Source organism: Pseudomonas sp. (assembly GCF_049645325.1).
Classification (GTDB): domain Bacteria; phylum Pseudomonadota; class Gammaproteobacteria; order Pseudomonadales; family Pseudomonadaceae; genus Aquipseudomonas.
Window position 1 is genome coordinate 1 of the sequence record NZ_JBARTQ010000555.1, and the last position, 13,066, is coordinate 13,066.

General features: G+C 61.5%; 15 protein-coding genes. 8 read left to right on the forward strand and 7 right to left on the reverse strand.

Translation table 11 applies throughout. The annotated features are described in order from the left end of the window. Positions 1-50 precede the first annotated feature (50 nt). A complete protein-coding gene (locus tag WBB95_RS23295) occupies positions 51-425 on the reverse strand; it encodes a YajD family HNH nuclease (protein WP_003210675.1) in 375 nt (124 codons plus the stop codon). 149 nt (positions 426-574) lie between these two features. On the opposite strand from WBB95_RS23295, the gene WBB95_RS23300 reads away from it, so the two are divergent. After that, the gene (locus tag WBB95_RS23300) at positions 575-1,495 is read left to right on the forward strand and encodes a ParB/Srx family N-terminal domain-containing protein (RefSeq protein WP_424489705.1); all 921 of its coding nucleotides are present in this window, start codon (positions 575-577) and stop codon (positions 1,493-1,495) included. Positions 1,496-1,607: 112 nt separating this feature from the next. Here WBB95_RS23300 and WBB95_RS23305 read toward each other — a convergent pair whose 3' ends face one another. Then, on the reverse strand, positions 1,608-2,294 hold the full coding sequence (locus WBB95_RS23305) for a spermidine synthase (protein WP_424489706.1): 687 nt from the start codon (positions 2,292-2,294) through the stop codon (positions 1,608-1,610). A gap of 78 nt (positions 2,295-2,372) precedes the next feature. Between WBB95_RS23305 and WBB95_RS23310 the strand changes: the two genes are divergently transcribed. Continuing rightward, the gene (locus WBB95_RS23310; RefSeq protein ID WP_424489707.1) at positions 2,373-2,657 is read left to right on the forward strand and encodes a hypothetical protein; all 285 of its coding nucleotides are present in this window, start codon (positions 2,373-2,375) and stop codon (positions 2,655-2,657) included. Here WBB95_RS23310 and WBB95_RS23315 read toward each other — a convergent pair. Together WBB95_RS23315 and WBB95_RS23320 are read right to left on the reverse strand one after the other, a co-directional pair. Beyond that, positions 2,654-3,127: a cyclic nucleotide-binding domain-containing protein gene (locus WBB95_RS23315; protein ID WP_424489708.1), complete on the reverse strand. Its 474-nt coding sequence runs from the start codon at positions 3,125-3,127 to the stop codon at positions 2,654-2,656. The two genes, WBB95_RS23310 and WBB95_RS23315, sit on opposite strands and share 4 nt — an antisense overlap. 70 nt (positions 3,128-3,197) lie before the next feature. Next, positions 3,198-5,240 carry a S9 family peptidase gene (locus WBB95_RS23320; protein WP_424489709.1) on the reverse strand — a complete coding sequence of 681 codons (2,043 nt, stop codon included), beginning with the start codon at positions 5,238-5,240 and terminating at the stop codon, positions 3,198-3,200. A gap of 21 nt (positions 5,241-5,261) precedes the next feature. On the opposite strand from WBB95_RS23320, the gene WBB95_RS23325 reads away from it, so the two are divergent. The 3 genes from WBB95_RS23325 to WBB95_RS23335 are packed head-to-tail and all read left to right on the forward strand — an operon-like array spanning position 5,262 to position 7,156. Further along, a complete protein-coding gene (locus WBB95_RS23325) occupies positions 5,262-5,795 on the forward strand; it encodes an MFS transporter (RefSeq protein WP_424489710.1) in 534 nt (177 codons plus the stop codon). A gap of 30 nt (positions 5,796-5,825) precedes the next feature. Beyond that, positions 5,826-6,602, forward strand: a complete 777-nt coding sequence (locus WBB95_RS23330) for a class II glutamine amidotransferase (RefSeq protein ID WP_424489711.1) — start codon at positions 5,826-5,828, stop codon at positions 6,600-6,602. Between the two features lie 11 nt (positions 6,603-6,613). Next, a complete protein-coding gene (locus WBB95_RS23335; RefSeq protein ID WP_424489712.1) occupies positions 6,614-7,156 on the forward strand; it encodes a DUF2937 family protein in 543 nt (180 codons plus the stop codon). A 61-nt stretch (positions 7,157-7,217) separates the two neighbouring features. Here WBB95_RS23335 and WBB95_RS23340 read toward each other — a convergent pair whose 3' ends face one another. Next, positions 7,218-8,132: a LysR family transcriptional regulator gene (locus WBB95_RS23340; protein ID WP_424489713.1), complete on the reverse strand. Its 915-nt coding sequence runs from the start codon at positions 8,130-8,132 to the stop codon at positions 7,218-7,220. A 174-nt stretch (positions 8,133-8,306) separates the two neighbouring features. Here WBB95_RS23340 and WBB95_RS23345 point away from each other — a divergent pair, with 174 nt between their 5' ends. Genes WBB95_RS23345 through WBB95_RS23355 form a run of 3 tightly spaced genes read left to right on the forward strand, consistent with a single transcriptional unit; the run spans position 8,307 to position 10,659 of the window. Continuing rightward, the gene (locus WBB95_RS23345; RefSeq protein ID WP_424489714.1) at positions 8,307-9,047 is read left to right on the forward strand and encodes a 5-oxoprolinase subunit PxpA; all 741 of its coding nucleotides are present in this window, start codon (positions 8,307-8,309) and stop codon (positions 9,045-9,047) included. Beyond that, the gene (pxpB, locus tag WBB95_RS23350; protein ID WP_424489715.1) at positions 9,044-9,748 is read left to right on the forward strand and encodes a 5-oxoprolinase subunit PxpB; all 705 of its coding nucleotides are present in this window, start codon (positions 9,044-9,046) and stop codon (positions 9,746-9,748) included. Before WBB95_RS23345 ends, pxpB begins: the two co-directional genes overlap by 4 nt. Next, the gene (locus WBB95_RS23355) at positions 9,745-10,659 is read left to right on the forward strand and encodes a biotin-dependent carboxyltransferase family protein (protein WP_424489716.1); all 915 of its coding nucleotides are present in this window, start codon (positions 9,745-9,747) and stop codon (positions 10,657-10,659) included. Before pxpB ends, WBB95_RS23355 begins: the two co-directional genes overlap by 4 nt. A 251-nt stretch (positions 10,660-10,910) precedes the next feature. Here WBB95_RS23355 and WBB95_RS23360 read toward each other — a convergent pair whose 3' ends face one another. Both WBB95_RS23360 and WBB95_RS23365 read right to left on the reverse strand, forming a co-directional pair. After that, a complete protein-coding gene (locus tag WBB95_RS23360) occupies positions 10,911-12,089 on the reverse strand; it encodes a vWA domain-containing protein (protein ID WP_424489717.1) in 1,179 nt (392 codons plus the stop codon). An 11-nt stretch (positions 12,090-12,100) separates the two neighbouring features. Beyond that, positions 12,101-12,946, reverse strand: a complete 846-nt coding sequence (locus WBB95_RS23365) for an AAA family ATPase (protein ID WP_003189627.1) — start codon at positions 12,944-12,946, stop codon at positions 12,101-12,103. Positions 12,947-13,066: the final 120 nt, after the last annotated feature.

Here is a 13,066-nt window from a genome sequence, read left to right on the forward strand (position 1 = left end):
CATGTGGGAGCGGGCTTGCTCGCGAAGAGGCCGGTACAGGCCACCTTCAGTCAGTCGTCTTTTTTCATCAACCCCGCCAACGCCGCAAACGGGTTGTGCGTGGCCTTGGCAATCGTCGGGCTACTGGTGGAGCCTTCGCCGAAGTACTGCTGGTCGGTGTAGCGCGAGTGTTCGTTGTCGTGGCAGTACAGGCACAGCAACTCCCAGTTGGAACCATCCTGAGGATTGTCATCATGATTGTGGTTGCGGTGGTGCACGGTCAGTTCGCTCAGGCGCTTGCCGGCGAATTCACGGGCGCAGCGGCCGCACACGTGCGGGTACATCTTCAGGGCTTTGTCGCGGTAGCCCATTTCCCGGTCGCGCTGGGCATCGGCGAGGATGCGGTCCAGCTTGGCGGTGTGGGAGGGCGGGTTGGTCGAGCTCATCATGGCTCCTGGCTGTTTGGGTTTCACGGATAGCGTTGATTCTAGCCGCTCACGGCGCAATTAGCCCCAGGCTTTTTCAGCTGCGGTACAGCCTGGCAGGGGCAAATGTTTGTAGTATCGGCCCACTGAATTCATAAGGATCTTTGCTCATGCGTCTGCATTCATGGTTATCGGCGATCGTGCTGTGCGCGGTTGCCGCCCAGGCCCAGGCGTTCACTGCGCCCAAGCCCGGGCAGGTGATCGACGTCAGCCTGGAGCAACTGCACCCGACCCAGGCCGTGGTGGGGTTCGATCAGATTGACTACAGCCTCGGGCTGTTCGCCGACAAACCCGCCAAGGTCTTCGACGAATACTGCGAAACCAATGGCCAGGGCGCCGCCGTCGACGTGCCGAAAAAGGCCGACCTGCAGCAACCGGCCAGCTTCAGTTGCAAGGACCCGGTGGGCACGCATCCCGATGAGATGAAAACCGTGGTGGTGGGCCCCGGCGGCCAGTTGTACCTGACCGACGGTCACCACAGCTTCACGACCTTGTGGGAAGTGCCCGGCGGCGGTCCTCAGTTGAAGATGTGGGTCAAGGTCACCGACGACTTCAGCAACAGCCCGGACATGGCCACCTTCTGGCAGCGCATGGAAATAGCGCGCAAAGTCTGGCTCAAAGACAACCGGGGCCAGGCCTTGGCGCCCCAGCAATTGCCGGCGCACCTGGGCTTCAAGAACCTGCAGGACGACACCTTCCGCAGCCTGGTGTATTTCGCCCGCAAGGCCGCCTACGGCAAGCCGGACGACGGCGCGGTGGCGCCGGAATTCCTGGAGTTCTACTGGGGTAACTGGCTGCGCTCGCAGATTGACCTGAACGCGTTCAACCTCAACAAGAAGGGCGGCTACAAAGACGCCATCGAAGCGGTGGCTAAGCGCATGGTCAGCCTGGCGCCCAGCTCACAGGTCGGCGACAGCGGTTTCACGGCCCATCAACTGGGCGGCATGACCCAACTGGACCAGAGTGAATTGCAGAAGACCTTCGACAAAAAAGTGCCGTACATGATGGAATACCGCAAATCCCGAAGCTGACGCAGAACCCAGTGTGGGAGCTGGCTTGCCTGCGATGCTGGCATCTCGGTGTATCAGCCACACTGAGCTGATGCGATCGCAGGCAAGCCAGCTCCCACAGACGCGTCTGTGCTCAGCCCTTGAGCTTTTCGGCAATCCAGATGGTGTGCCGCGTGCCCTTGTTGCCATGAGCAAACACCTGCACTTCCTCAGCCTTGAAACCGGCTTTGCGCAATTTGTCGTTGAACAGCTTGTCGGCGCTGGCCGACCACACGGCGAGCACGCCCTTGGGCCGCAAGGCCTTGGCGCACGCGGCCAGGCCGCCGGCGGAATACAGCCAGCTGTTGGCTTTTTGCGTGAGGCCTTCGGGGCCGTTGTCGACGTCGAGCATGATCGCGTCAAAGCCTTGAGGCTCGGCTTGCAGCACGTTGGCCACGTCTTCCTGGCGGATCACCGTGCGCGGGTCGAGCAGCGGGCGGCCGGATTTTTCCCCCAGCGGCCCGCGGTTCCATTCCACAACGCCGGGCACCAGTTCCGCCACCACCACTTCGGCGGTCTTGCCCAAATGCTTGAGCGCCGAGGCCAGGGTAAACCCCATGCCCAGACCACCGATCAATACCCGCGAACCCGGGCGCCCGGCAACCTTGCGGCAGGGGATTTCCGCCAGGGCGTCCTCGGAGCCATGCATGCGCGTGTTCATCAGCTGGCCGCCGTCACCGCCCTGGATCTTGATGACAAAATCCTCTCCGTATTCGAACAGGCACAAGGCACCGCCGTTGTCGGGGATCGGGGTGGTGTCCAGCAGAACGAAACGTTTCATGGAAATCTCATTGGGAAGGGCATTCTTGCGCGGTTGGGAGTAGCCTTACGACATTCCGGTCAGGCCATGGAGCCATCGATGAAGTGCAGCATTCTAACGGTCATTGTGCTCGGCGCGCTCACATTGGGTGCGGCGCAGGCTCAGGAGGTGCAAACCGTACCGGTCGCACCCGCGCCAACCCCGGGTGCTCCGGGCACGCCGACGCCGACGTTGTACCCGCAAGTCACCCCGCCCGTGGCACCCAAGGCCACCGCTAACGGCTCACCGGCGCTGGTGCCGATCGTCTTGCCGACGCCGCCCAAAGACCAGACCGTACCTGGCTTGCTGCAAAACGACAGCAAACCAAAAACACCCGGCGGCTAAAATTGTTGAGAAAGTAATTGCCCGTCAGCCATGCGCAGGCGCTTGGACAGGGCAATCGCGATCGCGCGGATGATCTTGGCTGCGACGCGTGGTGCTTCGTTGAGCATTTTTTCCAGGGAATCCTTGCCCAGGTTCAACAGCACGCAATCACTGGCCGCGACACAACTGGCCGAACGCCGCTCACCGTCGAGCACCGCCATTTCGCCAAAGGCCCGGCCGCTGCGCAGGGTGGCGATGGTCAGGCGTTTGCCGTCGTGATTGGTTTTCTGCACCGCCACCTGGCCGCTGTGGATGATGCACATGAACGTGCCAGCATCGCCCTCCAGGAAAATCACTTCATCGCGGGCAATGCTGCTGATATTGAAGAAGCCGGCGGCCACGTGAAAGTCTTCCGGCAACAAGGGGTCGAACAGTCCGCAGTCCATGAGCATGTCGCGGATTTCGTTGTTCATCAAAGTCGGTAATGGCATAGCTGCAGTATTGATCCATCAATCGAGTAGGGCGGTCTTGTGTTCAGACAGGACCGCCCTGCGAAGTTCCTTAAATAAGCCCCAGCGCCTTGAACACAAAGCCGTATTCGAGTGCTACGTCACGTAATCCCTGGTAACGCCCGCTCATGCCGCCGTGGCCGGCGCCCAGTTCGGTCTTGAGCAGCAGCAGGTTGTCGTCCGTCTTGGTGGCACGCAACTTGGCCACCCACTTGGCCGCTTCCCAGTACTGCACGCGGCTGTCGTTGTAGCCGGCGATCACCAGCAAAGCCGGGTAGGTCTGGGCGCTGACGTTTTCATACGGCGCGTAGGCCTTGATGCGTTCATACACCTGCGGCTCTTCGGGGTTGCCCCATTCGTCGTACTCGGTGACGGTCAGCGGCAGCTCCGGGTCGAGCATGGTATTGAGCACGTCCACGAACGGCACTTCGGCAATCGCCGCCTGGAACAGCTCGGGGCGCTGGTTCAGCACCGCGCCGATCAGCAGGCCGCCGGCACTGCCGCCGCTGATGGCGAGCTGCTTGGAGGTTGTCAGGCCCTCAGCGATCAGGTGTTCGGCGCAGGCAATGAAGTCGCTGAAGGTGTTTTGTTTATGTTCCTGCTTGCCGTTGCGGTACCAGGCTTCGCCCAGTTCGCCGCCGCCGCGCACGTGCGCAATCGCAAAGGCCACGCCACGCTCCAGCAGGCTCAGGCGCGCGTGCGAGAACCACGGGTCGAGGCTCGAACCGTAGGCGCCGTAGCCGTAGAGGTACAACGGCGTCGGCTTGCCGAGCTGGTCGCGCTTGACCACCAGGCTGATTGGCACCTGGGTGCCATCGGCGGAAGTGGCCCACAGGCGTTGGCTGACGTAGTCGTCGGCGTTGAACACGCCCAGTACCGGGGTTTCCTTGAGCACCACTTGCGCGCCTGTGGCCAACTCAAGCTGGCGCACCTGGGCCGGGCGGTTCAGGGCTTCATAACGCAGGCGGATTTTGTCGCTGGGGAATTCCAGGCTGTTTTGTACGTAAAGGCTATAGGCCGCGTCAGGCAATTCCACGCGGTAGGCAGGCAAATCCTGAGGATGCACCTCGATCACCGGCAGGCCGCCGATGCGCAGGCTCAAGGTCATCGCCTCAGCGTTCAGGCTGACGCCGTCGAGCATCACCTCATCGCTGTGGGGGATCAGGTTGTGCCATTGATCTTCGGTCGGCACGCTGCCGGTGTCGGGCGCGATGAACAGCGCGTAGTTGATGCCGTCGCGGTTGCTGCGGATAAACCAGGTCCATTCGCCGTCACGCTTGCCGTGGTCGACATCGTATTCATGGTCTTCGACCCGTGGCGCCAGGCAGGTGAAGTCCCGTTGCGGCTGGTCGGCATCCAATGCCCAGATTTCGCTGGTGGTCTTGCTGCCCAGGGCCAGCAGCAGTTGGCGCTCGGAGCTTGAACGGTAGCAATGCAGGAAGAAACGTCCGTCAGGCTCATGGAACACTTCCTGCGCCGCCGTGCCGTCCAGGCGGTAGCGATACAGCTTGTGCGGGCGATGGGTGTCGTCCAGCTCGCCGAAGAACAGGGTCAGGCTGTCATTGGCCCAGGTCATGCTGCCGTCGCAGTCCTGGAATTCCAGTTCGCTGACTTTACCGGTCGCCAATTCCTTCACATACAGGGTGTAAATCTCCTCGCCACTGGTGTCCAGGCTGTAGGCCAGGCGCTGGTGGTCGGGGCTGATGCTGAAGGCACCGAGGGAGAAAAAGCCGCCATTGGCCAGCACGTTCGGGTCGAGCAGCAATTCTTCGCTGCTGTCATCAACGACGTTGCTGTCATCCGCCGGACGACGGCAGCGGTAGTGGCGGGCATATTCGTCACCGGCGGTGGTGCGCGTGTAATACAGGTAAGGGCCCCACGGCGAGGGCAGGGACAGATCGGTTTCGAGAATACGGCCCTTGATCTCCTCGAACAGCGTCTCGCGCAGCGCCTGCTGGTCGGCGAGCTGGGCTTCCTGCCAGGCGTTTTCGGCCTTGAGGTAATCGAGGACTTCGCTGTTGTCACGTTCTTGCAGCCAGACGTACGGGTCCTGGCCTGGGGCCTTGCGGGCAATCGGGGCATTGGAGGAAGGCATGGATCACTCTCTGTCTGGCGGATGGTGGCAGGCATTGCAGCCGCGACACGCAAAAGCCGTTATCATAGCCGCCTGTTTGCCTACCTTGCCATGGACACCATGACCGAGAACGACTATCTGATCGCTTGGGGCCTTTACGCCTTCGCCGCTTTGGGCTGCCTGTTGGTATGGTGGCGCATGACCCGCTGGATCTGGCGCTGGCTGCGCGAGCCGCTGCAGTTGCTGATGACGGTGCTGCTGTTCAGCCCGACCATCGTCGACCCGGTCAAGACCCAGTTCGCGCCGGCCGTGGCGATTACCGCCCTGGACCTGGTGCTCAAGGTCGGCAACAACGCCTGGCGGGCCATCTCCGACTTGTTCATGTACACGATGATCGCGTTTGCCGTGTACATCGTGATCGTGTTGATCCGTTGGCCCATCGAACGTGCTGCCACCGCGCGCCGTGAGCGCAAGGCCGCTGTCGATGCGGCGCTGGCCGCCGAACCGGTGGAGGACGACGAGCCTTTCCACCGCCCGGCGCCTGTCAGCGGTCGGCGAGTCGAACCGCGCCTTTAACGTTGTCCGCCCTGCAGCGAGAGCCCTGGTATGTGTGAATTATTGGGCATGAGTGCCAACGTCCCCACCGATATCGTGTTCAGCTTTACCGGGCTGATGCAGCGTGGCGGGCGTACCGGCCCGCACCGCGACGGTTGGGGCATTGCTTTCTACGAAGGTCGTGGCTTGCGTCTGTTCCAGGACCCGGCCGCCAGCAGCGAGTCGGAAGTCGCGCTGCTGGTGCAGCGTTATCCCATTAAGAGTGAAGTGGTGATTGGCCATATCCGCCAGGCCAATGTGGGCAAGGTGTGCCTGTCCAATACCCACCCATTCGTGCGCGAGCTGTGGGGGCGCAACTGGTGTTTCGCCCACAACGGCCAACTGGCCGACTTCAACCCGCGCGCAACGTTTTACCGCCCGGTCGGCGATACCGACAGCGAAGCGGCCTTCTGCGACCTGCTCAACCGGGTGCGCGAGGCCTTCCCGGAGCCGGTAGACATTGAACAAATGCTGCCGGACCTGATCGCCGCCTGTGCCGAATACCGCAGCAAAGGCGTGTTCAATTGCCTGCTCAGCGACGGCGACTGGCTGTTCTGCTTCTGCTCGACGAAGCTGGCGCAGATCACCCGGCGTGCGCCGTTTGGCCCGGCACGCTTGAAGGATGTCGACGTGATCGTCGATTTTCAGGCCGAAACCACCCCCAATGACGTGGTGACGGTGATTGCCACCGAACCCTTGACCGACAATGAAAACTGGACCCGCTACGAACCGGGCCAATGGAGCCTGTGGCGGCGCGGTGAATGCGTCAGCCAGGGCATCAGCAAGTAAGGATATCGACCATGTTGCTCAGTTATCTGCGGTTGGTGCTGTTTGCTATCGGCTTGTTGGTCGGCGTGCAGGTGCCGGGCTTTGTCAACGACTACGCCAAGCGCGTCGAAGCCCACCTGATCGAGGCGCAGACCGGGTTGCGTGGCTTTGATTCGACGGCGCAGCAATTCTTCAATGGCGACTTGCAAGCCTTGGTCGCCCACTACCGTGCCAGCGATGACCCGGTGTTTCGCAGCGACGCCAACAGCCTGGGCACCTTGCTCGATCGCCAAGTGGCGTTGGACAAGCAATTCCAGGCCATGCAAGGCCCGTGGTACATCCGCGTGCTGCAAGTGGCGGTGGCCGCCGACCCGGACATTCGCCTGGAAACCTGGAACGGTTACAGCTACCAGATCCTGCTGACACCTGAAGCCATGGGCTGGGGCCTGGGCGGGGCGATGCTGTTGTCGTTTGGCCTGGAGTGCCTGTTCCGGTTGATCGACTGGGTGGTGTTGGGCGGCAAGCGCCTGCGCCAGAGCCGGCCGATTGAAGAGCGTGACCTGAAGGGCCTCTAAAGGTCGACTCGGTCAATTGGGGAGCAGGCAAGCCCGCTCCCACAGGTTTAGCCCGGGTTCGTCAGTGGCTCAGCACCATCCGGTCTTCGCCGACCTCTTCGGCATACCGCGCCACGACCTTCTGGCACAGCCCCACAATCTCCTCCACCAATTCCACCCCCACGCGCCACGACACCACCACCTGCAAATTCGGCAGTGTCTGCGCCATCGGCAACATCACCAATTCCCCGCGTGCCAGTTCCTCGCTGACCAGCACCGGCGGCAGCGCGCCAATCCCGAAACCATCGCGCAACAAGCGCGTGATCGCCGACACCGAATTCACGCAGTTCATCCGTGGCGCGGCCACGCCGTTGGCTTGCATCAGGCTCAGCACGTCCTGGTGCGGGTGGGAGTTTTTCGAGTAGGTGATGATGCGCTCCTGGGCCAGTTCGGCGAGGGAGGCGTAATCGCGGTTGTAGATCGAATGGCTGGCGACGATCCAGGCCATCGGGTGGCTGGCCAGCTCCAGGCTACGCACGGTTTCGAGGCGCAGCAGGTCGGTTTGCAGGATTAAGTCGAGGAAGCCTTTTTGCAGCTGATCGCTGAGGTTAAGCGCGGTATCGGCGACCAACTCGATTTCCACCAAGGGAAAGTGGTCCATCAATTCGGCCACCAGTGGGCTGAGCCAAGTGTGGATGACCGTGTCCATGGCGCCGATCCGAATCCTTCCGACTTTGCTGCTGGTGGTTTCCAGGGACTGCTTCAACCCCTGCATGGTCACCATCATCTGCTCGGCGTAATCGAGCACCTTCAAGCCTTCGGGGGTCAGGCTCACGCCGCGTGAATCGCGCAGAAACAGTTTCACGCCCAACTCGCTTTCGAGCACGGCGATGCGGCTGGAAATCGAGGCCTGGGTGGTGAACAGCTTTTCGGCGGTCAGGCGAAAGCTCTTGAGCTTGGCCACCCAGACGAAGGTTTCGAGGAACTTCAAATTCATGGGATCAACTTTTCTTATGCATGGATCGGTTTTTATTAGTTGGACGCCGCACCGGGCAAACGCCAAAAATCGAGCTATTCCACGATAAGCGTCGTTAGGGTGTCAGGACAAGTTGCGAGTTCTGTGTAAAAAATCCCACACTACAAAAATACAAAGCCTACAGGAGCAACCACCGTGAGCCGTCTGCTTTTGAATTGCGACATCGGCGAAAGCTTTGGCAACTGGACCCTGGGTCTGGACGCCGAGGTCATGCCGTTCATTGATTGCGCCAACGTGGCCTGTGGCTTCCATGCCGGCGACCCGAGCATCATGCGCAAGACCGTCACCCTGGCGCTCAAGCATGGCGTGCAAGTGGGTGCGCACCCGGCGTACCAGGACCTGCAAGGTTTCGGCCGTCGCTCCATGGCCTACACACCGCAGGAAATCCAGGACCTGTTGCACTACCAGGTTGGCGCCCTCGACGGCATCTGCCGCGCGCAAGGCGGGCGGGTCAGCTACGTCAAACCCCATGGCGCGATGTACAACGACATGATGGCCAACCCTGCGCAATTGCGCGCTGTAGTGCAGGCCGTGGCGGCCTATGGCGACCTGCCGTTGATGCTGCTGGCTACCCGCGACAACAGCGCGGCGCAAGCGCTGGGGGATGAATACGGCGTGACCCTGTGGTTCGAAGCCTTCGCCGACCGAGCCTACGACCACAAGGGCCACCTGGTTTCGCGCCAGTTGCCGGGCGCTGTTCACCACGACGCCGACACCATCGTTCAGCAGGCGCTGACTATTTCCCGGGGTGAACCCCTGACCGCCAGCGACGGCAGCGCCCTGGTGCTGCAGGCCAACACCCTGTGCGTACACGGCGACAACGCCAGCTCGATCGCCGCCGTGCAGCGCATCCGCGAGGCCTTGAAGCCAGCATGAAGGCACGGATTGAAGTGGTGGCCATCGACTGCCTGATGGTGCGTCTGTTTGAGGTGATTGCAGAAGCCAACATGCCGTGGATGCTTGCCGCCACACAGCGCTTGCGTGAAGGTTTCGGCGCGGCGCTGGTGGACCTGGTGCCGTCCTACACCACCTTGATGGTGCATTACGACCTCAGGGTATTGAGCCCGGCCCAGGCGCGTGGGTTGATCGACCAGGCGCTCACCGACCTGCGACCGCAGGCTCAAGGCAGTGGGCAGTGTCACGTGTTGCCGGTGTGGTACGACCTGAGCGTAGGCCCTGAACTGACGTTGCTCAGCCAACGCAGCGGCCTGTCGGTCGACGATGTGATTCGCCGCCACAGTGCCCACGAGTACCAGGTTTTCGCCCTCGGCTTCGCCCCAGGGTTTGCCTTTATGGGCCTGGTGGATGAAATCCTTGCCACGCCCCGCCTCAATACTCCGCGCAAACGCGTGGCCGCCGGCAGCGTCGGCATCGCCGAACGGCAAACCGCCGCCTACCCGGTGGTGTCGCCCGGTGGCTGGAACCTGATCGGCCGCACGCCGGCCAAACTCTTCGACCGCGAGCGCGACGGCTACAGCCTGATGCAACCCGGCGACACGGTGCGCTTCGAGGCGGTCAGCCACGCGCAGTTCATCCACTTGGGTGGCGATGACACGCCGCTGGAGGCGCAGGCATGAGCCGCTTGTCGATTGAGGCCAGCACGCCGCTGTGCCTGTTGCAGGACGCCGGGCGGTTTGGCGTGCGCCATTTGGGCGTAACCCAAGGCGGCGCGCTGGACTGGGTGTCGATGTCCTGGGCCAATTGGTTGCTGGACAATGCGCTGGATGCGCCGGTGGTAGAAATCACCTTGGGCGGCTTCACCGTGCAGGCCGAGGACTATTGCCTGCTGGCATTGGCTGGTGCGGATCTGGGCGCGTACATCGATGAACGGGCGATCAGCCCGGGGCGCAGTTTTATCCTGCAAAAAGGCCAGCGTTTGCGCTTTACCCAGCCGTTCATGGGTGCCCGGGCTTATCTGGCGGCTCCGGGCGGGTTTGATGCGCCGGCTGTGCTGGGCAGTTGCGCAACCGTTGTGCGTGAGGAGTTGGGCGGGCTGGACGGTTTCGGCAAGGCGTTGGCCGAAGGCGGGCGCTTGGCGTACTCCGGTGTAGGCGGCGCGATGAAAGTGCTCAGCGCGCCGGATTTGCCGGCAAAGGCGCCGTTGGACGTGATCGTCGGCGCCCAAATTGGCCAGTTCAGCGGGCAAAGTCTGTTTGATGCTTTCAACACCGAATGGGCCTTGGACAGCCGCGCCGACCGCATGGGTATGCGCTTGCTGGGCACGCCGCTGCAGTACCAGGGGCCGTCGCTGATTTCCGAAGGGATTCCGTTGGGGGCGATTCAGGTGCCGCCAGATGGGCAGCCGATTGTGTTGCTCAATGATCGGCAGACGATTGGTGGTTACCCGCGACTGGGCGCGTTGACGCCGTTGGCGCTGGCGCGGCTGGCGCAGTGTTTGCCGGGGGAGAAAGTCAGGTTGACGCCGGTGGTGCAGGAGACGGCGCATCGGCAGCACATTGAGTATGTGCAGCGGTTCATGAACTGCTGAAAGCATCGCAGGCAAGCCAGCTCCCACCTTTGAATGCATTTCAAACCTGGAATGCATTCAAAGGCTGAAATGCATTCAAACCTGGAATGTATTCAAAGGCTGAAATGCATTCCAAGGCTCAAGTGCATTCCCCTGTGGGAGCGGGCTTGCCCGCGAATGCGGTGGATCAGTCACTGATGCAGTGACTGACACTGCGCCTTCGCGAGCAAGCCCGCTCCCACACAAGCCTGCTCCCACATTGGGACCTGCACTTATTTGGAGAGAAACCGCATCCCTTCCTCCAGCCCGCGCAGCGTCAGCGGGTACATCTGATCTTCCACCAACTCCCGCACAATCCCGGTCGACGCCGTATACCCCCACGTGTCTTTCGGGTACGGATTAATCCAGATCAGCTTCTTGTACTTGGCCATGAAGCGCTGCATCCACACATACCCGGCCTCCTCATTCCAGTGCTCGACACTGCCGCCGGCCTGGGTGATTTCATACGGCGCCATCGACGCATCGCCGATGAAGATCACTTTGTAGTCAGCCCCGTACTTGTGCAGCAAATCCTGGGTGGAGGTGCGTTCCGAGGTGCGGCGCTGGTTGTTTTTCCACACCGACTCGTAGACGAAGTTATGGAAGTAGAAGTACTCCAAATGCTTGAACTCGGTCTTGCACGCCGAAAACAACTCTTCGCAGATCTTCACGTGAGCGTCCATCGAGCCGCCGATATCGAACAGCAGCAACAGCTTGATGGTGTTGCGCCGCTCCGGGCGCATCTGAATGTTCAGCAAGCCGGCATCGCGGGCGGTGTGGTCGATGGTACCGTCGATGTCCAGCTCTTCCGCCGCACCCTGGCGCGCGAATTTGCGCAGGCGGCGCAGGGCGATCTTGATGTTGCGCGTGCCCAGCTCCACCTGGTCGTCGAGGTTCTTGTAGTCGCGCTGGTCCCAGACCTTGACCGCCTTGCCCTGACGCTTGCCGGCGTCCCCCACGCGAATGCCTTCCGGGTTGTAGCCGCCGGAGCCGAACGGGCTGGTGCCGCCGGTGCCGATCCACTTGTTGCCGCCGGCGTGGCGTTCTTTCTGTTCTTCCAGGCGTTTCTTGAATTCTTCGATCAGCTTGTCGAGGCCACCGAGAGACTGGATTTGCGCGCGTTCCTCGTCGCTCAGCGAGCGTTCGAATTCCTTGCGCAGCCAATCTTCGGGGATCAGCGCCTGCAAGTGATCGTCGAGCTTTTCCAGGCCGTTGAAATAGGCGCCGAAGGCTCGGTCGAACTTGTCGAAATGGCGTTCGTCCTTGACCAGGATCGCCCGCGCCAAGTAGTAGAACTCGTCCATGTCGGCGAAGACCACGCGCTGTTTTAGCGCATTGATCAGGTCGAGCAGCTCACGCACCGAGACCGGCACCTTGGCTGCACGCATTTCATTGAACAGGTTGAGCAACATGGCAGGCGCCCTTATCGGTTACCGCGACGGCTCATGAACGCCAGGCGCTCCAGCAACTGCACGTCCTGCTCGTTTTTCACCAGGGCACCGGCCAGGGGCGGGATCGCCTTGGTCGGGTCGCGCTCACGCAGCACGGCTTCGCCGATGTTGTCGGCCATCAGCAACTTGAGCCAGTCGACCAGTTCGGAGGTGGACGGCTTTTTCTTCAGGCCTGGCACTTTGCGCACGTCGAAGAACACGTCCAGCGCTTCGCTGACCAGATCCTTCTTGATGTCGGGGTAGTGCACGTCGACGATTTTTTGCAGGGTGGTGCGGTCGGGGAAGGCGATGTAATGGAAGAAGCAGCGGCGCAGGAACGCGTCCGGCAGCTCTTTTTCGTTGTTGGAGGTAATGATGATGATCGGGCGCTTCTTCGCCTTGATGGTCTCGTCGATTTCGTAGACGTAGAACTCCATCTTGTCGAGTTCCTGCAGCAGGTCGTTAGGGAACTCGATGTCGGCTTTGTCGATTTCGTCGATCAGCAGGATCACCCGCTCTTCGGACTCGAACGCTTCCCAGAGCTTGCCCTTCTTCAGGTAGTTGCGCACGTCGTGCACTTTGTCCACGCCCAACTGCGAGTCGCGCAGGCGGCTGACCGCGTCGTACTCGTAGAGGCCCTGATGCGCCTTGGTGGTGGATTTGATGTGCCAGGTGATCAGCCTGGCGCCAAAGGACTCGGCCAGTTGCTCGGCGAGCATGGTCTTGCCGGTACCGGGTTCGCCCTTGACCAGCAATGGCCGTTCCAGGGTGATAGCGGCGTTGACGGCCAGTTTCAGGTCATCGGTAGCCACATAGGCCTGGGTGCCTTCGAACTTCATCGGTCATTCCTCGAATTCATCAATGCCCGGACTATACCGCGCAGCCCCGGCGACTGTGAACGCAGACGGGTTATTCAGTCTCTGAATGGCCGGTCACGGCACCACCTCTCAGTGGTACTG